16 protein-coding genes and 1 other RNA gene are annotated in these 19,695 nt (G+C 46.3%); 14 read left to right on the top strand and 3 right to left on the bottom strand.

Translation table 11 applies throughout. The annotated features are described in order from the left end of the window. Position 1: 1 nt before the first annotated feature. Entirely contained in the window at positions 2-1,117 is a 1,116-nt protein-coding gene (gene pspF / locus FBQ74_RS12320) for a phage shock protein operon transcriptional activator (protein WP_139756947.1), read from the bottom strand. A gap of 199 nt (positions 1,118-1,316) precedes the next feature. On the opposite strand from pspF, the gene pspA reads away from it, so the two are divergent. The 9 genes from pspA to maiA all read left to right on the top strand — a co-directional run bounded on the left by pspA (position 1,317) and on the right by maiA (position 9,575). After that, complete coding sequence (gene pspA / locus FBQ74_RS12315; protein ID WP_139757957.1) at positions 1,317-1,991, top strand: phage shock protein PspA; 675 nt, start codon at positions 1,317-1,319, stop codon at positions 1,989-1,991. Between the two features lie 87 nt (positions 1,992-2,078). Then, positions 2,079-2,318 carry an envelope stress response membrane protein PspB gene (gene pspB, locus FBQ74_RS12310; RefSeq protein WP_139756946.1) on the top strand — a complete coding sequence of 80 codons (240 nt, stop codon included), beginning with the start codon at positions 2,079-2,081 and terminating at the stop codon, positions 2,316-2,318. Further along, a complete protein-coding gene (gene pspC, locus FBQ74_RS12305) occupies positions 2,315-2,773 on the top strand; it encodes an envelope stress response membrane protein PspC (RefSeq protein ID WP_139756945.1) in 459 nt (152 codons plus the stop codon). The genes pspB and pspC overlap by 4 nt, the downstream gene beginning before the upstream one ends. Before the next feature lie 215 nt (positions 2,774-2,988). Next, positions 2,989-3,798, top strand: coding sequence for a phenylalanine 4-monooxygenase (gene phhA / locus FBQ74_RS12300; protein ID WP_139756944.1), 810 nt, complete (start codon positions 2,989-2,991; stop codon positions 3,796-3,798). Between the two features lie 79 nt (positions 3,799-3,877). Beyond that, positions 3,878-5,434, top strand: coding sequence for a transcriptional regulator TyrR (tyrR, locus tag FBQ74_RS12295; RefSeq protein WP_139756943.1), 1,557 nt, complete (start codon positions 3,878-3,880; stop codon positions 5,432-5,434). Positions 5,435-5,644: 210 nt separating this feature from the next. Beyond that, a complete protein-coding gene (gene hppD / locus FBQ74_RS12290) occupies positions 5,645-6,739 on the top strand; it encodes a 4-hydroxyphenylpyruvate dioxygenase (protein ID WP_139756942.1) in 1,095 nt (364 codons plus the stop codon). Then, the gene (locus FBQ74_RS12285; protein WP_139756941.1) at positions 6,732-7,892 is read left to right on the top strand and encodes a homogentisate 1,2-dioxygenase; all 1,161 of its coding nucleotides are present in this window, start codon (positions 6,732-6,734) and stop codon (positions 7,890-7,892) included. Before hppD ends, FBQ74_RS12285 begins: the two co-directional genes overlap by 8 nt. Then, on the top strand, positions 7,893-8,906 hold the full coding sequence (locus FBQ74_RS12280; protein WP_139756940.1) for a fumarylacetoacetate hydrolase family protein: 1,014 nt from the start codon (positions 7,893-7,895) through the stop codon (positions 8,904-8,906). 12 nt (positions 8,907-8,918) lie between these two features. Continuing rightward, the gene (maiA, locus tag FBQ74_RS12275) at positions 8,919-9,575 is read left to right on the top strand and encodes a maleylacetoacetate isomerase (protein ID WP_139756939.1); all 657 of its coding nucleotides are present in this window, start codon (positions 8,919-8,921) and stop codon (positions 9,573-9,575) included. Here maiA and FBQ74_RS12270 read toward each other — a convergent pair whose 3' ends face one another. Continuing rightward, positions 9,576-10,043, bottom strand: a complete 468-nt coding sequence (locus FBQ74_RS12270; protein WP_139756938.1) for an Lrp/AsnC family transcriptional regulator — start codon at positions 10,041-10,043, stop codon at positions 9,576-9,578. 188 nt (positions 10,044-10,231) lie between these two features. Here FBQ74_RS12270 and FBQ74_RS12265 point away from each other — a divergent pair, with 188 nt between their 5' ends. After that, complete coding sequence (locus FBQ74_RS12265) at positions 10,232-11,290, top strand: Glu/Leu/Phe/Val dehydrogenase dimerization domain-containing protein (protein WP_139756937.1); 1,059 nt, start codon at positions 10,232-10,234, stop codon at positions 11,288-11,290. 79 nt (positions 11,291-11,369) lie between these two features. Beyond that, positions 11,370-11,466: signal recognition particle sRNA small type (ffs, locus tag FBQ74_RS12260), an RNA gene on the top strand. A gap of 7 nt (positions 11,467-11,473) precedes the next feature. On the opposite strand, the gene FBQ74_RS12255 is transcribed toward ffs, so the two are convergent. Beyond that, positions 11,474-11,752 carry a late competence development ComFB family protein gene (locus FBQ74_RS12255; RefSeq protein ID WP_139756936.1) on the bottom strand — a complete coding sequence of 93 codons (279 nt, stop codon included), beginning with the start codon at positions 11,750-11,752 and terminating at the stop codon, positions 11,474-11,476. Positions 11,753-11,895: 143 nt separating this feature from the next. Here FBQ74_RS12255 and FBQ74_RS12250 point away from each other — a divergent pair, with 143 nt between their 5' ends. From FBQ74_RS12250 to FBQ74_RS12240, 3 genes are all read left to right on the top strand, one after another. After that, entirely contained in the window at positions 11,896-12,984 is a 1,089-nt protein-coding gene (locus FBQ74_RS12250) for a tryptophan 2,3-dioxygenase family protein (protein ID WP_139756935.1), read from the top strand. 312 nt (positions 12,985-13,296) lie between these two features. Beyond that, positions 13,297-16,218, top strand: a complete 2,922-nt coding sequence (locus tag FBQ74_RS12245) for a TonB-dependent receptor domain-containing protein (protein WP_139756934.1) — start codon at positions 13,297-13,299, stop codon at positions 16,216-16,218. Between the two features lie 552 nt (positions 16,219-16,770). Further along, positions 16,771-19,650 (top strand): TonB-dependent receptor domain-containing protein, encoded by a 2,880-nt coding sequence (locus FBQ74_RS12240; protein ID WP_139756933.1) that lies wholly within the window; start codon positions 16,771-16,773, stop codon positions 19,648-19,650. The last annotated feature ends 45 nt before the right edge of the window (positions 19,651-19,695 follow it).

The raw sequence follows: 19,695 nt of genomic DNA, 5'->3' as shown, positions 1-19,695 counted from the left end.
ACTAAGCTTCGAGGCTTTCTTGAGAAGAGTCTAACAGATTGTATTTCTTTAGATAACCTCGTAATTGGTGATAAGTAAGACTGAGCTTTTCAGCGGTTTTCTTTTGATTGAACTGACTGTCGGCTAATGCCTGCTTGATCATTTCTATTTCATACTCTGATGAGCGCTCTTTAAGGTCGATAGGGTATTCCGGCTCATTCGCTGGCAGTGCATTACCAACGGGTTGCTGGGGGAGTGATTCGGTATTTTCCGCTGGATGTTCAGGCGCCGCGCTCTGCGTGGTAGCTGTTGATGTGCTGATACGATCTTGTGTTTTTACCCGGCCTTTAGGGCGGTATGCTGACGCAAAAGGGTCGAGAATGATTTCGTGAACAGGCAGGTGCGGGTTGTTACATCTGTAAACCGCACGCTCAACAACATTTTTAAGCTCACGAATATTGCCCGGCCAGTCATAATCAAGCAGAGTACGACGCGCCTTCTCGGTGAACCCGCTGAAAAGCTCCATTTCCATTTCGCGCGCCATATTAATAGCAAAGTGCTCAGCAAGCATAAGGATATCTTCGGGGCGCTCTCTTAAAGGCGGAATCGTGATAACATCAAACGCCAGGCGGTCCAGCAAATCGGCTCTGAATTCACCAGCGTCGGCTAAAGAGGGGAGGTCTTCATTGGTAGCGGCGACCAGACGGACATCGGTTTTTACTGTTTTACTACCGCCAACCCGCTCAAACTCACCGTACTCAATGACCCGTAGAAGCTTTTCCTGAACCAGGCCGGATGTATTAGCCAGCTCATCAAGAAACAGCGTGCCGTTGTGAGCAATTTCAAAACGTCCTTCACGACGCTTGGCTGCGCCGGTAAATGCACCCGCCTCATACCCGAACAGTTCACTTTCTAACAGGTTCTCATTAAGCGCTGCACAATTCAGCTTTACATAGTTTTGGTCCCAGCGCTGCGACAGGAAGTGCAGACGTGCCGCCACAAGCTCCTTACCAGTGCCTCGTTCACCAATAATTAAAACCGGTTTGTTCAGCGGTGCAATTTGTGAAATCTGCTCAAGCACTTCCAGAAAGCTGTTAGCCTGACCTAACAAATTATCTTGCTGGCGAAATCTACTCATCTATTCCCTCAAAAGTTAGTCATTTCGACCAATAACTAGTGTAAATTAAAAATTGAGCGGATACGAATTTATTTTAACGTGAAAAAACTTCAATTATTCATAGGGTTATGTAGCATTGCGATATGGCAAGCAAATTGAATAGTACTTATCAGCATGTGCCATAGTGCACGTTTTTCAACTTGAGTCTGAGGTATTGAATATGGGTATCTTCACGCGTTTCACCGATATAGTGAACTCAAACATTAATGCGTTACTGGATAAGGCAGAAGATCCTGAAAAAATGGTTCGCCTGATTATCCAGGAGATGGAAGACACACTGGTAGAAGTACGTTCGGCTTCTGCTAAAACTCTGGCGAGTAAAAAAGAAATTACCGCTCAGATCAGTAAGTATAAGAGTGATGCGGCCGACTGGGAAGCAAAAGCTGAATTAGCGTTAAGTAAAGATCGCGATGATTTGGCTCGTGCGGCCTTACAGGAAAAGAAAAAGTCTGCTGAAGCCGCAGAGGCATTAAACAAAGAACTGGTTGTTGTTGATGAGCAAATCAGCAAATTACAGGAAGAGATTGGTCAGTTACAGGAAAAGCTGGCAGATGCTAAGGCGCGTCAGAAAACTATCATTATGCGTCAGAAGACAGCCAGCTCTCGGCTGGAAGTTAAACGCACGCTTGACAGCAGCAAGGTCGATGCAGCAATGGGTCGCTTTGAGCAATACGAGCGTAAAATTGATGATTTGGAGTCTCAGGTAGAAGCCTACGATCTTGGCAAGAAAACGCTTAATGATGAGTTTGCTGAACTGGAATCAGATGATAAAATTGATGAAGAATTAGCCAAATTAAAGGCTAAAATGAATAATAAAGATAAGCCGGCTGAATAAAGCCGACTGCCGGAGTCTGATACCGAGCTCACAGGTATCAGGCTGGCAGGATTAGTGAGCAACAACTTTTAGTCGGAGGTAATTATAATGGATGAGGCTATCCTCGGGTTGCTCGTGGCACCAATTATTTTATTTATCATTTTTATCGCGCCTATTTGGCTGATTTTGCACTATCGCAGCAAGCGTCGTATTAATCAGGGGCTGAGTCAGGAAGAACATGCCTCATTGCACGAACTGGCCGAAAAAGCAGAAGCGATGTCAGAACGGGTAAAAACACTGGAGGCAATTCTCGACAGTGAAGCCCCAGAGTGGAGAAACCGCGCATGAGAATGAACAGACAGTTGTATCGTGATACAGAACATGCTCGCATTGCAGGTGTCTGTGCCGGTATCGCTAACTACTTCGGATTGGAACGTTGGTTAGTAAGAATTCTGGTCGTCACCGCGTTCTTCCTGTTAGCCGGACCGTTTATGTTTGTAGGCTATATCGTTTGTTGGTTCATTCTGGAGAAAAAACCACTCGAGCAACCTCACGTTCACGACACTACCCACGCCTTTGAGCAGAACGTAGGTAAAGGCTGGCGCAACAATAGTAGTGCTAAAAAAGACATTGACGAGCAGTTTGAAGTTAAAAGTAAGGTTTGGCAGGCGGGCGTCTCACCTAAACGCGCATTAAGCAATATAGCGCAGCGATTTGATGAAAGTGAGAAACGTTTACGCCACATGGAAAAATACGTCACCTCACGCGAGTTTCAGCTGAATCGCGAGATAAACCGCCTATAATTTAATCTGATTAAGCACTAAAAAGGCAGGGAATTCCCTGCCTTTTTCTTTTCTACCTGTTGTGAATGTATGGCGCCGGGAGCAGCATGGCGCAAGTTTGTAAATAAAGTGTTACGCCAAATTACCTTTTCATCATTGCTGTACATCTTCTTAGTTACCAATTTTTCGATAGACTTGAGGTCAACTTATTAATCACATTTAACAGGGGTCCTACCATGTCAAAGGATACGCAGTACAAATCTAAAGTATCTGATAGCAATGGCATCATTCATTGGACAGATGAAGAGAATCAGGTGTGGTCTGAACTTTTTAACCGCCAGATTGACCTGATTCAGAATCGTGCATGTGATCAGTATCACGAAGGGCTGGATCTGCTTGGCCTTAGCAGTGATGGTATCCCTCAGTTACCAGAATTAAATAACAAACTTAAAAAAGCTACTGGCTGGCAAACCGCTGAAGTGCCGGCATTGATCCCCTTCTCAGAATTTTTTAGGTTGCTGGCTAACAAGCAATTTCCGGTAGCGACCTTTATTCGCACCCGTGAAGAGTTTGACTATTTACAGGAGCCGGATATTTTTCATGAGGTGTTCGGTCATTGTCCACTATTGACGAATCCGGCATTTGCGCAATTTACGCATACCTACGGTAAGCTGGGCCTTAGTGCCAGTAAAGAAGACAGAGTCTTCCTGGCGCGTCTGTACTGGTTCACGGTCGAATTCGGCTTGGTCAACACCGCACAGGGGCTTCGAATCTATGGCGGAGGTATACTGTCTTCACCGGGTGAAACCGTTTATGCCCTGGAAAGCGATACGCCGGTACGCAAACCACTCGATCCGATTGATGCATTACGTACGCCGTATCGTATCGATATTATGCAGCCGCTTTACTACATCCTTGAGCAATTTGATGACTTGTTCACGCTGTCTGAGATGGACCTGATGGCACTTGTTGCAAAAGCGAAAGAACAGGGTCTTTTTGAGCCACTGTTTCCGCCTAAAGAAAAGAAGGCAAGTGGTCAAAACTAGTTTCTGACGTTTTAAAAAATGCTTCACTTGTTACGAGATTGTGATATTCTGTAAAAAATACTTTACAGTAGAGTGATGTATGCGTTTAGAAATAAGTTGCCAGGACAGACTGGGCATTACCCAGGATGTTCTGGACATCTTGGTCGCACATGAAATCGATCTTCGTGGGATCGAAATAGATGTAGGCGGCAAAATTTTTCTCAATTTTCCTAATATAGAATTCGCTGACTTTCAGCATCTGATGCCCAAAATTCGTCGTATCGATGGTATTGACGACGTGAAAACTACCCCGTTTATGCCCGCCGAGCGGGAGCGTAATCAACTCTCGGCGATTCTGCAGACGCTTCCTGATCCTGTTTTCTCAATAGACACCCGTGGCCAGATTCTTATGTGCAACGAAGCGGTGACAGCCGGCCTGGAAATGTCCGCTGACTCCATCAGGGGAGAAGACGTTGCTGAGTGGGTAAAAGGGTTTAACTTCCATAAGTGGCTCGAATCCACCGCGATACAGCCAGCTTCCTCGAAGGTGCAGTTTATTCAGCAGGACTATCTTGCCGATATGTTACCTATCATTGTGCCAGACGGCGAAGACGGGACTATTATTGCTGGTGCCGTTGTGCTTTTGAAATCTGAAATGCGATTGGGGCAGCAATTTACAGCCTTCCATCAACAGAAAACCGATAGCTTTGATAAGTTCATAACACAATCTACGGTTATGCATAAAACAGTGAAAGAGGCGCGTAAGGTCGCGGATCTGGATGCACCCATTTTGATATTTGGGGAAACGGGCACAGGTAAAGAAATGATTGCACGCGCTTGTCACCAGGCCAGTCGACGCAACGAGGGCGAATTTTTAGCACTGAATTGTGCGTCATTGCCTGATAGCGTGGCTGAAACCGAATTATTCGGCTATGCCGCTGGTGCGTTTAACCAGCCGGAAGGCAAACCCGGCCTGTTTGAACTGGCTGCTGGTGGAACACTACTGCTGGACGAAATTGCAGATATGTCTACCCAGCTTCAGGCCAAACTATTACGGGTGATGGAGCATGGTGAATTTCGCCGGGTCGGCGACGACAAACCCGTTAAGATTGATGTGCGATTCATTTGCACAACCTGTCGGGATTTGGGCCAGCTGGTCGAAGAGGGCCTCTTCAGAAAAGAGTTGTATTACCGCCTGAATGTACTGGCGTTAGTCATGCCTTCACTCAAAGAAAGAAAGCAGGATATTGTACCGCTGGCAGAGTCCTTCATTGTTCAGCACAGTGGTAAATTGGGGCGTCGCCCGGCTAAGCTCAGTAAATCGTGTGTAGAGTATCTGCAGAATTATCCGTGGCCGGGTAATGTAAGACAACTTCAAAATGCCTTATATCGTGCACTGAGCCTGCTAGACGGCAAGGAAATTACCAAAGAAGATATTCAGTTGCCAAGTTGTGCGCCAAGCACCACATATATAGATGAGAACTTCGATGGAACGCTGGATGAGGAAGTGAAAAAATTCGAACGTGATTTGCTTAAACGCCTTTATCCTTCATACCCCAGCACCCGACAACTTGCTAAGAAGTTAGGTCTGAGCCATACCGCCATTGCCAATAAATTACGCGAGTACGGTATAAATAAAGCCACTGTAAAGTTATAGTTACACAGCTGTAAGCCTGGTTATACGCTCGTAACCCCTGTTACGAGCGGGTTCTGGCATATTTCCCCGCCTTATCTCCATGTGTCAAAAACTCTGTACACTTCCGTTTAAAACCAGCGCCATATTGATTCATCGGTGAACCTTTCCAAACCATCAGTAATCATGTTTATTGTGTAAACGTGTTGTAAATAACTGATTAAGGAATTCACCATGACTAACGTAGATTATTCCTATAACCCTCTGGGTACTGACGGATTTGAATTTGTTGAATATACCGCCGCGGATGAGAAAGGTATAAACGCGCTTAAAGATCTGTTCTCCTCGCTGGGCTTTGCTGAAGTCGCTAAGCACAAATCAAAGGAAGTATGGCTGTACAAACAGAACGATATCAATTTCATTATTAACGCCGAGCCAGCTTCCCAGGCGGAAGAGTTTGCTCGTCTGCGCGGGCCAAGTGTTTGCGGTATGGCGTTTCGGGTGAAAGATGCGGGTAAGGCGCTCCAGCATGCTATAGAAAACGGTGCTAAGCAGTTTGTAGGTAATCTGGGGCCGATGGAGCTGAATATTCCTGCGGTATACGGTATCGGCGAAAGTACGCTTTATTTTGTTGATCGCTATCTGGAAGACAATATCTACGATGTCGACTTTGCCTTCTATGATGACTGGAAAGCACGTATGGAAAGCGCTAACTCCGGTCTGGACTTTGTAGACCACCTGACGCACAACGTACGTCGCGGCAACATGGCCGTCTGGGCGGATTTTTATGAGCGCATTGGTAATTTCCGTGAAATTCGTTATTTCGATATCGAAGGTAAGCTGACAGGTCTTGTGAGCAAAGCAATGACTTCGCCTTGTGGAAAGATTCGCATACCAATCAACGAGTCCTCAGACGATAAATCGCAGATAGAAGAGTTTATCCGCGAGTACAACGGCGAAGGTATTCAGCATATTGCGCTGGCAACCGACGACATCTATAAAACGGTATCTGAGTTACGTGACCGTGGTATGAAGTTTATGAGCACGCCGGATACGTATTACGAAGCAGTGGACTCACGCGTTGAAGGCCATGGTGAAGATCTGGACAAACTCAGAGACCTGCGCATTCTGATTGATGGCGCGCCTATGAAGGACGGCATACTGCTTCAGATTTTCACCGACACTGTCATTGGTCCGGTTTTCTTTGAGATCATCCAGCGTAAAGGCAATGAAGGTTTTGGCGAGGGCAACTTTAAAGCGCTGTTTGAATCTATCGAAGAAGACCAGATTCGTCGCGGCGTAATTTCTGACGAGAAACAAAATGCGTAACTGGATTAAATTTCCTACCGCTCAGGGAAGTCACTCACGGCAGGCCCATGCTGACTTTCCTGAAGAGGGTATTTATGAGCGTGAAATGGGGCGCAGCGGCTTTTTCGGCCCTGCAACTCACATGCATCATAAACATGCCCCAACCGGATGGAGTGAATGGGAAGGCGATTTAAGACCCAGAGCCTTCGACCTGAACCTGCTCGATGAGCAGGGACATCAGACCGATTCCGCCAGCCCGTTCAGTGCACCTGTCATTTTAAGTAATGCGCACTGCCAGTATCGCTTGTGGCGCTGCCACGAACCAATGCAACGGCTAGCTCGTAATGCTGACGGAGACGACCTGCTATTCGTTCATGAGGGGCAGGGCGAGCTGTTTTGTGATTTTGGGCATCTGACTCTGGTCAAGGGTGACTATGTCGTAATTCCACGCTCGACAATGTGGCGACTTGAACCTGAGCTTCCAATGCAGCTTCTGCTGATTGAAGCGACGAATGATGCTTATCAACTGCCTGAAAAAGGGATGGTTGGTGGACATGCGATCTTTGACCCGGCTGTACTGGACACACCGCAAATTAATGATCGCTTTTTGCAGCAGCAAGATGAGAACCAGTGGAAAGTCGAGGTGAAGCGTCACAATAATATCTCGGTTATTACTTATCCTTACAATCCGCTAGATGCGATCGGGTGGCATGGTGACTTGTGTGTCGTCAGACTAAACTGGCGGGATATCCGGCCTCTTATGAGCCATCGATATCATTTGCCGCCTTCTGCCCATACGACATTTGTCGCTGCACGATTCGTTGTCTGCACTTTTGTACCCCGTCCGATTGAGTCGGATCCGGGGGCATTGAAGGTGCCGTTTTATCACAACAACGACGATTATGATGAAGTCTTGTTTTATCACGAAGGTGACTTCTTCAGTCGCGACAACATTGAGAAGGGGATGGTGACATTCCATCCCGCAGGCTTTACCCATGGCCCTCATCCGAAAGCGTTTGAGGCGGGCCGCCAACACAAGAAAAAATTTACCGACGAAGTTGCTGTCATGCTGGATACCAGAGATGCGCTGACCATTGGTGAAGCCGCCAGTGCAGTGGAAAATCCGGAGTATGTGTACAGCTGGCGAAGCGACAAGGTCCAGAAGGGAGAATAAATGAAATTCGCAACCTACAGAAATGATACTCGGGACGGTCAGCTGATGATGGTCTCAAGGGATTTGTCTAAAGCATATTCCCTAAATGACATTGCACCTACTATGCAGCACGCCCTGGACAACTGGGCACAGGTTGAACCTGATCTGAAAAAGGTCTATGAGCAACTGAATGACAATCAGCTTGATGCTGAAACTTTCAACCCTCAGCGCTGTGAGTCGCCTTTACCAAGAGCTTATCAGTGGGCTGACGGAAGCGCGTATGTAAATCACGTTGAATTGGTCAGAAAGGCAAGAGGCGCAGAGATGCCGGAAAGCTTCTGGTCAGATCCGCTAATGTATCAGGGCGGTTCAGACGACTTCATCGGGCCCATGGAAGATATAATTCTGCCAAGCGATGAGTGGGGCGTGGACTTTGAGGGCGAGGTAGCCATTGTAACCGACGATGTACAGATGCAGTGTTCAGCAGAGGATGCTGCTCAGCGTATTCGCTTACTGATGCTGGTCAATGATGTATCCCTGCGCGGTCTAATTCCAGGTGAGCTGGCCAAAGGCTTTGGCTTCTTCCAGTCCAAACCTGCCAGTGCATTTTCACCGGTCGCTGTTACACCGGATGAACTCGGTGAAGCCTGGAAAGATGGCAAGGTACATCTTCCGCTTCGCACTACCTATAACGGCGAATTGTTTGGCAAGCCTGAAGCCGGCGAAGACATGACGTTCAACTTCGCTGAACTGGTAGCACATGCAGCTAAATCGCGGAATCTGGGGGCCGGGGCGATTATTGGTTCCGGCACTGTTTCTAATAAACAGGGAACAGACCATGGTTCAGCAGTTTCTGAAGGTGGCCGTGGCTACTCATGTATTGCCGAGATCCGCATGATTGAGACTATCCGCGATGGTAAACCTACCACACCGTTTATGCAGTTTGGCGACAAAGTGCATATGGAAATGTTGGATACGAACGGTAACAGCATCTTTGGTGCCATTGACCAGCAGCTAAAGCCACTCAAGGCCTGAGAGTAGATAACGATGGCTCTGAAACTTTACGGTTACTGGCGTTCATCGGCGACCTACAGGGTGCGTATTGCACTGAACCTTAAGCAGTTGGAATACGACTATATTCCGGTGCACCTGGTCAAAGATGGCGGAGAGCAGCACAAGGAAGGGTATCAGCAACTGAACCCTTCTGAGCTGGTTCCTACACTGGTCGATGACGACGAAGATATTATCCTGAATCAGTCGATGAGTATCATGGAATTTCTGGATGAGAAATACCCGGATTCGCATCAGCTGCTTCCTGAGCACCCGCTTGAGCGAGCCAGAGTTCGTGCCCTGGCACAGGACATTTCCTGTGATATGCAACCGCTGAATAATCTTCGTGTACTGCAGGCGCTTGAAAGTGAGTTCGGCGCTGACAGCGAGGCTAAGGCAAAATGGGTCAGGCTCTGGAGTCAGCGTGGATTTAGTGCTATTGAACAGCGTCTACAGACTCAGGCTGGAAAATATTGCTTTGATTTTGATGTATCGCTTGCAGATGTATGCCTGATACCACAGGTCTATGCTGCAAAGCGTTTTGGCCTGGACATCGAACAGTTTGCACTTATCAATAAGATTTATACAAACTGCAATGCCCTGGAGCCTTTTATCAAAGCGATGCCGGAAAACCAGCCGGATGCACCAAAGTAGCTACTGGCTTTTAATTGGAAGCTGAGTGGTATTCTTAACCTGTTTTAAGGCAAACGTTGAACTGAGATGATCTACCAAAGGAAGGTGGGTCAGTTTGTTTTTCAGCAGGTTTTCATATTCCTCAATACTCTCGACCACCACCTTTAACAGGTAATCCTTCTCGCCACTGGTCGTGTGGCACTCTACCACCTCATCAATAGACTGAACGGCCTGTTCAAAGTCGGTAAGTGAATCGCCATCGTGATTTTTAAGCGTTACAAAGATAAAGACAGAAACGCCTAAATTAAGTTTTTTACTGTTGAGCAGGGTGACTTTACCGACAATGATACCGTCTGCTTCCATCCGTTTAACGCGGCGCCAGCACGGGGTATGCGATAGCCCGACTTTCTGGCTAAGTTCGGCCATGGAAACCGTGGCATCTTGCTGCAATACGCGTAAAATCTCGCGATCAAATTTGTCTAACTTCATGTACAATATTCCAAGCTGTTATGATGCCTATTATATATTGAAAAAGAATCTAGGATAAGCATCATAGCAATCACTATTTGCTAGTATCGATGTTTCCGTATGTTAAATTCATTAACAAACATCGCAAGGCATGTCCTCCCGATTCATCGGTAGAATCTCGTAAACTTAAGACTACAATTTGAGGCCCTATGTCTGTATTCGATCATTCTGAATTTGATAACCATGAGCATGTTGCGTTTTATCACGACGAAGCGGCAGGGTTAAGTGCCATTATCGCGGTACATAATACCAACCTTGGGCCTGCATTGGGCGGTTGCCGCATGTGGCCATATGTAAACAGCGCGGAAGCGCTGACAGACGTACTACGACTGTCAAAAGGGATGACGTATAAATCAGCCATGGCTAACCTGAAACTGGGCGGTGGAAAGTCTGTGATTATTGGCGATCCCCGTAAAGTTAAGACACCCGAAATGATGACGGCGATGGGTAAGTTTGTTGATTCACTGGGCGGAAAATATTTTACAGCCGAAGATTCCGGCATTTCGGTTACCGATTTGAAAACAATGGCGCAGGAGTCTGACTATATTGCCGGAACGAAAGCGCACTATCATTATGCTGGTGAAACGGCAGATGGCAACCCGGCGCCTTCGACTGCTTACGGCGTCTTCGTCGGGGTTAAAGCGTCGGTTGAGCATGCGCTTAAGTCAGATTTAAATGGCGTCAGAGTGGCTATACAGGGTATGGGACATGTTGGTTACCGTCTGGCGGAACATCTGCATAACGCTGGCGCTAAGCTTTTTGTGACAGATATCTACCCTGAGGGCGTTGATCGGGCGGTTAAAGAACTGGGTGCCACGGCGGTTGCTCCTGAAGAGATTTACGGGCTGGATGTAGATGTTGTTGCGCCATGTGCGATGGGTGCGTCAATTAACGATGAGACCCTTTCAACACTTAAAGCTAAGGTCATCGCCGGCGCTGCTAATAATCAACTTGCTCGTGAAGAAATTGGTGACGTCCTGCAGGAGCGCGGCATTGTTTATGCGCCTGATTATGTTATTAACGCGGGTGGTGTTATTGATATTTATCATCAGCGAATGGAGTCGTCGTCTAACGAAGCATTACGTGATCACCTGGAGCAAATCGGCGATACGTTGAAAGAGATATTTGAGCGTGCGGATGCAGAAGGGCGGGCGACCAATCGCGTGGCAAATGTCATCGCTGAGGAACGCTTTAAAAACAAAGGTTGAAACTTGGCGCGCAACTCGTCATAATGCGCGCCGCTGACCTGGAGCAATCGTTCGGGTCAGCGTAGAGTCAATGGTAGGCCTTTGGTCCTCTCGCAATGATACTCTGTGAACTCGGTCAGGCCCGGAAGGGAGCAGCCGCAGCAGACGACTCATGTGCCGAGATGTGGCTGGAGGTCTGCCACCCTAATTACCTACCTCGCGACTCGAATCCCTGTCCAAAAACTCTCTGGCTTTATTAAGTGCGTAATCTACGTTCATTTCCATTTGCTGCCGTTCGCTTTGCGGTAAATAAAACGCCATATCTACCTCAAACCGGATATAACGGGGAGGGACCTGATTGAGTGCCAGACAGCATAAGTCCGCCAGATAATCTGTGGTATGTGTTTTATCCAGCCCCAATGCCGCTATCCGCTCAACAATTAAATGTTCATAGTAATTATGGATATCATTATGCAACTTCATGGTTTACCGCCATTATCAACTAAGAGTGTACCGTGCACAGTACAGATGTTTTTACATTCCTGACAAAGTGCGCACATTGGTGATTACCTGCCCTGTTAACAAAGTGTTAAACTAAAATTCTCATTTAGCAACTGTTTTTAGAAATGAAGAGAAACGATACGCCAGTCTACTATGGCGACTACTTGCAACTGGACAAAATTTTGGGTGCGCAGGCTTTTCAAAGTGAAAAGTATGGTGAACCAGCCCATGATGAAATGCTATTCATTATTGTTCATCAGGTTTATGAGCTTTGGTTTAAACAGGTGCTACATGAACTGAACGCTATCATCGACACATTCAGTCAGGAACGTATGCCTGATGATGAGCTGATTGGTGTGGTTCATCGCTTGCACAGAATCATTCAGATTCAGCAGTTAATGAATGACCAGATCAGTGTGATGGAAACCATGACCCCCCAGCAGTTTCTTTCGTTTCGTGATTATCTGGTACCCGCTTCCGGCTTCCAATCGATTCAGTTCAAACGCCTTGAAATATCCCTCGGTCTGAAACGTGAATACAGAATTGATTTCGATAAGCAAAGTTTCTTCAACCGACTTACAGATAAAGACAGGGAGCTACTGGAGGCACTGGAAAATAAATCCAGCTTGTTTGAATTAGTTGATGAGTGGTTAGCCAGAATGCCTTTGCTCGAAAAAGATGAGTTTGCTTTCTGGCAGCATTATAAGTCAGCAGCTGACGACCTTCTGGCCAGCGACAAACAGACCATCACCGAAAATGAAACTTTATCTGATAAAGAAAAAGCCCAGGAATTAAAAGACTGGCAGGGTACGCGGGAAAATTTTGATGCATTGTTTGACAAAGAGAAATATGAAGCGCTGCGTCAGGACGGTGTATTCAGACTCAGTCACGAAGCAATGCTAGCCACACTATTTATTAAACAGTATCCGGAAGAGCCCATTTTCAATGTACCTTTCCAGCTAATTACCGCATTAACCGAAATTGACGAAAAGCTGACAATATGGCGCTATAGACACGCCATGATGGTGCAGCGAATGCTTGGAACAAAAATAGGTACGGGCGGCTCCTCTGGGCATCACTATCTGAAAAAGACGACCGAGTCGAATCGAATCTTTGTAGATTTCTTCAATACTGCAACGTTCTTATTGCCTAAAGATATGCTTCCGCCGCTACCTGAACAGGTAAAACATTACTTTGGCTTCCATTATTCGTGAATATGGCAAAAATCTTATATTAAGTATCACTCTGCTGAACGCTGTAATAAAACTACATTGTTCTGAAAGGGTATTTTAATTTATTGATTTAACGCAGAAAATTAATTTTTTCTGCGTAGTTTTGCTAAATCTGTATTGCATAGTCTAATGGAGAGTAAACTTAACATAAGTTTTAATATTTACTTTCATCTATATGTTGAAAGTCTAAATAAATTGTGTGTAATATCTCCCCGGGGTTAAAAAGCCCGCATAATCACCAATTATAACAAATATATTATTTGCTGATGGAATAGCGTTCCAGGGAGAAAATAGATGTTTAACAACTCAAGGATAGCCAAGTCTGTCCGACTGGCTTGTGCTTTTGGTACAGCCTTAGCCATTTCTGCATCAGGCGCAGCTTTCGCACAGGAAGCCCAAAGCGAAGATGATGACGTTACTGTAGAGAAAATTTCTGTAACTGGTTCTCGTATCGCACGTCCTGAACTTTCTACACCTGCACCAATCGTAACGGTAGGCGCCGCCGAAATTGAACGTTTTGGTTCACCTGATCTGGGCTCAATTCTTGCTGAATTACCTGCTATCGCTGCGGGCAGCACGCTGATTGGTAACAACAACTCAAACGCAAACGCGGGTTTGAGCTCACCTGACCTGCGTTCTCTGGGTGCCACACGTACGTTGACACTAGTAAATGGCAAGCGTCACGTAGCGGGCTCACCGTTCTCTAATGCGGTTGATACGGGTGCAATTCCTGCTGCGATGATCGATCGCATTGAGGTTATCACCGGTGGTGCATCTGCAATCTACGGTTCTGACGCTGTAGCAGGTGTTGTTAACGTTATCCTTCGTGATGACTATGAAGGTGTTGAGCTGCGCGCAACAGGGTCTACTGATACTGAAAGCATCGGCGCTCGCAGTCATACACTAAGTCTTTTAACTGGTGCTACTACAGACGATGGCCGTGGTAACGTGACCTTCTTCGCATCAAAAAGCAGCATCAATGAAGTTCTGATCCCTGAGCTGCAACAATCGGCAAACTGGGGCACCATTGTAAACCCTGATAATACGGGTGAAGATGATGGCATTCCTGACCGTCTGCGCGTTCGCAACGTTGGTTCAGAAATGATCAACGGCTTCGGTGTAATCAACCCGTTTGACGATTCATCTCGTCTGACCTTTACGCCAGGTGGAATGGGTACAGAGCAAGTTATGCGTGATGGCACAAACAGCTTTGCATTCGGTAGCTTTGATCAGCCTTATGATTCAGTTTTCTTCACAGAAGATTATGAGAACTATATCCCTGACCAGGATACTATTACACTTGCCAGTACGTTCCGTTACGACCTGACTGACAAGATGCGCTTCTACGGTGATATGAAATACGTAGATAAAGATATTGCGCAGCAATTCCAGCCTTCGTTCAGCTTCGGCGGCCTGTCTATTAACGTAGAAGACAATGTTTATCTTGATGATGCGACGCGTCAGACTCTGTTGAACAACGGTCAGACAGTGGTACCAATGGCTCGTTTCTTCGATGATATCGGTAACCGTTCTGCATCAAATGATCGTCGTTTGTTCCGTGTAGTAGGTGGTTTCGAAGGTTACTTCACACTGGCGAATACTGATTTTGATTACGACGTGTACTATACACACGGTCAGACATCTAACATTCGTAAAACGCTAAACGACTTAATTCCTACAAACCTGAATGCTGCACTGGACTCCGTTTACGATCCCTCTACAGCAAGCTTTGCCTGTCGTAGTCAGGTACCTGATGCACAGGGTGAAGGTTACGAAGATCCAGCTGAAGTAAATGGCGACCAGTGTGTACCATTTAACCCATTCGGTTTCGGTAATGCATCGTCAGCGGCGCAAGACTTTGTGTCAGGTACGGTAACTCGTGAAGACGAACTGACGCAGGATATGTATGGCGCGACGGTATCGTTCGACTCGATGAACTATTTCGAATTACCTGGTGGTCCGGTTGGTATCGCATTAGGTTATGAATACCGTGAAGAAGAAGTAACAACAATTACTGATGAATTCACCAAAGCTGGCTTCTTTACAAACGCCGCAACACCAGATTCTTTCGGTGGTTACGACGTTGAAGAATTCTTCGTAGAGGTACGTTTACCAGTATTGTCAGATGTCTTTATGGCCAGAGAACTTTCGTTTGATGGTGCATTCCGTTCTGCTGAATACTCTCACGCAGGAAGTGCTGATGCATGGCAGGTTGGTTTCCTTTGGTCACCAATTGAAGATGTTCGCCTTCGCGGTACTATCGGTGAGGCCGTTCGTGCGCCAAACGTAGATGAAGCGTTTAGCCCATTGTCACCTGGCTTCTCTAACATCAATGACCCGTGTGATGCAGATAACATTACAGACGATCCGGATCGTGCTGCTAACTGTGCTGCACTGGGTATCCCTGCAGGTTTTGAAGCTAACGATAACGTGAGCATCGACACGCTGTCTGGTGGTAACCCTGACTTGTTCTCTGAAGAAAGTGAGTCTCGCACCGTAGGTGTTGTATGGACACCAACCTTCATCGAGAACCTGTCGGTTACATTGGACTGGTATGACATCGAAATCACCGATGCGATTACTTCAGTGAGCGCTCAGGATATTCTTGATAACTGTGTTGATGCGACCGGTGGTCCAGACGTAGGTTTCTGTAGCCAAATCGATCGTGATCCTACAACTAACGACGTAATGTTAGTTCGTTCAGGCTTCATCAATGCGTCAGCATTAACAACATCTGGTCTTGAGATGCAGATTCGTTACACTACTGATCTGGAACGCTTTGACCTGCCTGGAGAACTTCGTTTCAACATTCAGGGTAACAAAGTTAACGAGCTGAACGAGTTTGCTTTCCAGGATCGTCCTGACGAAATCAACGTAGAAGACGGCGAAGTGGGCGATCCTTCTTACCAGTTCCGTACAATCGTTGACTACCGTATCGACCAGTGGAGCGTTAACTACACCAGCCGCTTCATTGACAGAAGTGCGTTATTTGACGTTTCGCCGGGTGGTGACACTACAGAAGATACCGATATTAGCTTCGTAGGCTCAATCTGGACGCACGATGTTAGCGTTAACTACGATCTGGATGACAACATGGAGTTGTTCCTGGGTGTGAGAAACGTGTTCAACAAAGTGCCTCCTGGTTATACATTTAATCCGCTATATGACCTTGTTGGTCGTCGGGTGAATGCAGGCGTTACTGTTCGTTTCGAATAAAACGTAAATAATTTAGTTTGAAAGGCCGGTCTCTGACCGGCCTTTTTTTGTCTATGATTAAAAATAGTATTTGCTACAGATTAATTTTTATATTCCAGGCCCAGCGACAGCGATTTTATATTCGAAAAAACGCAGGTAAATCTAGGAGAAAAAATTTATCATATAAATTGTTGTTAAAATTATGTATGTGGCAGCTTAGTAGTAATGAATATTTATCTTTACAAGATAACTGTTTATTCAATTTTTGAGATTTACCTGCAGCGCTTAATTTATAAGCTGTAGGAAAATTACACCTACAACTTCCCGTCTATTTCAGGTATTGAATTTCTCTTTCATGTTAATCAGGTGTAACTAAACATTGACAAGCCTGCCCAAAAAGCGGGCATGAAAAAGTTCAATTTTCTTTTCATCTCACGTTGAAGACAGTTGACCGCACAACTTCGATGTGGTTATTATCATTCCAAGGCCAAGAGTCTTACTTAAATAAAAAGTCGTTTTAACGATTTATACTACCATCACTAAATCTTTTAGTGGTCCAGGGAGACACAATACATGTTTACAAATAATAAACTGGCAAAGTCAGTGAAGCTGGCGTGCGCTTTTGGTGCTGCCTCTGCTGCACTTTTCGCAGCAAATCCCGTAATGGCACAAGATGCTGAAGGGGCAGAGCAAGACCAGGCTCAGAACGTTGAAAAGATTTCTGTAACAGGTTCACGTATCAAACGTACTGACCTGGAAACATCAAGCCCGGTATTGGCAATTGATGCGGCAGTAATTGAATCAACGGGTTTTACCCGCGTTGAAGACGTGATGAACACACTGCCTCAAATCGAAGCAGCTCAAACGTCATTCCAGGCCAACGGTTCTACCGGTACAGCAACACTAGACCTTCGTGGTTTGGGTCCTAACCGTACACTGGTTCTAATCAATGGTCGTCGTATGCAGCCAGGCGGTGTTTACAGCCAGGCAGCTGATATCAACCAAATTCCAGCCTCTCTGGTTAAGCGTGTAGACGTACTAACCGGTGGTGCATCAACAGTATATGGTGCTGACGCCGTTTCTGGTGTTGTTAACTTCGTTATGGACACCGAGTTTACGGGTCTTGAAATTGAAGCTGGCGCAGCTGGTTATCAGCACAATAACGATAACAGCTACATGCAAGGTTTGATGGACGAAGCTGGCTATGATTACCCTGATGGTAGCAATGGTATCGGTGGTGAGTCATACAACCTGAATATCACTGCTGGTGGTGACTTTGACGGTGGTCGTGGTCATGCAACAGTCTATGCGGTATGGCGTCGTAACAATGAAATGCTGCAGGGTGAGCGTGATTACAGCTCATGTGCACTGAATACTTCAGCCACAGCGTGTGGTGGTTCATCAACTGCTGTTTCGCCAAACTTCTTCTTCTACCCGGTAAATACGCCGGTAGCCAGTGCAGATGCTCCACGTGACGTGGATTATACAACAGAACTGTTCTGGGCACTTCAGGGTGATGGAAGCTTCCTGCCGCAATCAGAAGCAAACAACCTGTATAACTATGCGCCAATTAACCACTTCATGCGTCCTAACGAACGTTTTTCTTTAGGTTCTTTTGCCGAGTATGAAGTAAACGACAGCGCGCGTGTATACCTTGAAACATCGTTCATGCAGGATAAAACTGCTGGTCAGATCGCTGAATCAGGTACGTTCTATGGTGCTGAGTACCTATTTGATTACAACAACCCACTCATCACAGATGCTCAGGCGGCACAGCTGCAGGACGCATTGGGACAAGGCCCCGATGATCAATTCGTAGCTTATATTGGTAAGCGTAACGTTGAAGGCGGTCCGCGTGCTGATAACTTAGAGCATAATGCATTCCGTATCGTAGTAGGTGTTGATGGCTGGCTAACAGACAACTGGTCTTACGATGTTAACTACATGTATGGTTCGACGTCTTCGTCTTCTGCATATATCAATGACTTAAACCTTCCTTTGATTGCACCTCGCGTTGGCGAAGTTGGCAGCACATGTGAAGATGATTGTCTGTTGTATCAGGTATTTACTCCAGGTGGTGTTACTCCTGAGCAGGCGAGCCAGTTATCCGGCACCGCGATTCTAAACGGTACAACAACGCTTGAAGTTTATCAGGGTTATGTTGCGGGTGAGTTTGGCTTTGCTTTCCCTGGTGCAGTTACGCCAGTTGGTGCATCGTTCGGTTTAGAGCGTCGTGAGACAGAGTTCGAACGTATTGCTGACAGTATCTATCAGGAAGGTTCTTTGGTTGGTCAGGGTGGTCCGACTGAAAGCTTAATCGGTGGCTTTGACGTTAACGATATCTTTGGTGAAGTAAGTGTTCCTGTGATTGAAGGTATGACAGGCGTTGAGGCGCTGGTTGTTGACCTTGGTTTCCGCTTCTCTGATTACTCTACATCTGGCAACGCCAATACTTACAAAGTAGGTATTGACTGGGCAATTAATGAGGATTGGAAACTGCGTGGTAGCTGGAACCGTGCCATCCGTGCTCCGAACGTTTCTGAGCTGTTTGCAGCGCAAAGCGTAGGGCTGTGGCAGGGTACTGATCCATGTGCCGGCGACGAGCCAGCACTAACCGCAGAGCAATGTGCGCTTACTGGCGTGACTGCTGACCAGTATGGAAACATCAGTCCTAACCCGGCTGACCAAAATAACCAGTTTACAGGCGGTAACCCTAACCTGGAGCCGGAAGAAGCTGATACATATACAGTGGGAATCGTAGGTTCTCCGTTCGATGGATTCAACTTCTCACTGGACTATTTTGATATAGAAGTTGAGAAGACGATTGGTACTGTTGGTGCGCAACGTATTCTTAACATCTGTGGTCAGACAGGTCAGTTCTGTGACAACATTCAACGTAGCCCTGCAGGTAGCCTGTGGTTAACTCAGGAAGCTTATGTAACAAACCTGACTGACAATATCGGTGGTATAAAGCTTCGCGGTGTTGACGTTGATACACGCTACTCAATGGATGTTGGTGAAGGTACACTGGGCCTGAGCATGATTGGCTCTTACAACCTTGAGAAAACATTCAAGCCTCTGACTGCTGATTCTAGCCAGGATTACGATTGTTCCGGCGTAGTTAGTGTTGACTGTTTTGCGCAACCTGAATGGCGTCATACGTTCAGCACGAACTACAACATGGGCGATTACAGTGTAATTGCACGTTGGAGATACTATGGCGAGGTTGATATTGAAGGTACTGAAGATCAAATCAGTGCATATAGCTTCTTTGACCTGTCAGGTAGCTACATCTTTAACGAGAACCTTCGCATCTCTGCCGGTGTGAACAACGTTCTTGATAAAGAGCCACCTCTTGTTGGTAGTGCGCTGGCGACAAACGCTAACACTGTGGCAGGTTTCTACGACACACTGGGTCGTTACCTGTTCACTAACGTAACTCTGACTTTCTAAGAGTTAGTTGATGTAGAAAAGCCGACGCCATTGCGTCGGCTTTTT

Origin of the sequence: Salinimonas iocasae (assembly GCF_006228385.1) — a bacterium.
Classification (GTDB): Bacteria; Pseudomonadota; Gammaproteobacteria; order Enterobacterales; family Alteromonadaceae; genus Alteromonas; species Alteromonas iocasae.
This window is presented reverse-complemented; position numbering and strand designations above follow the sequence as displayed.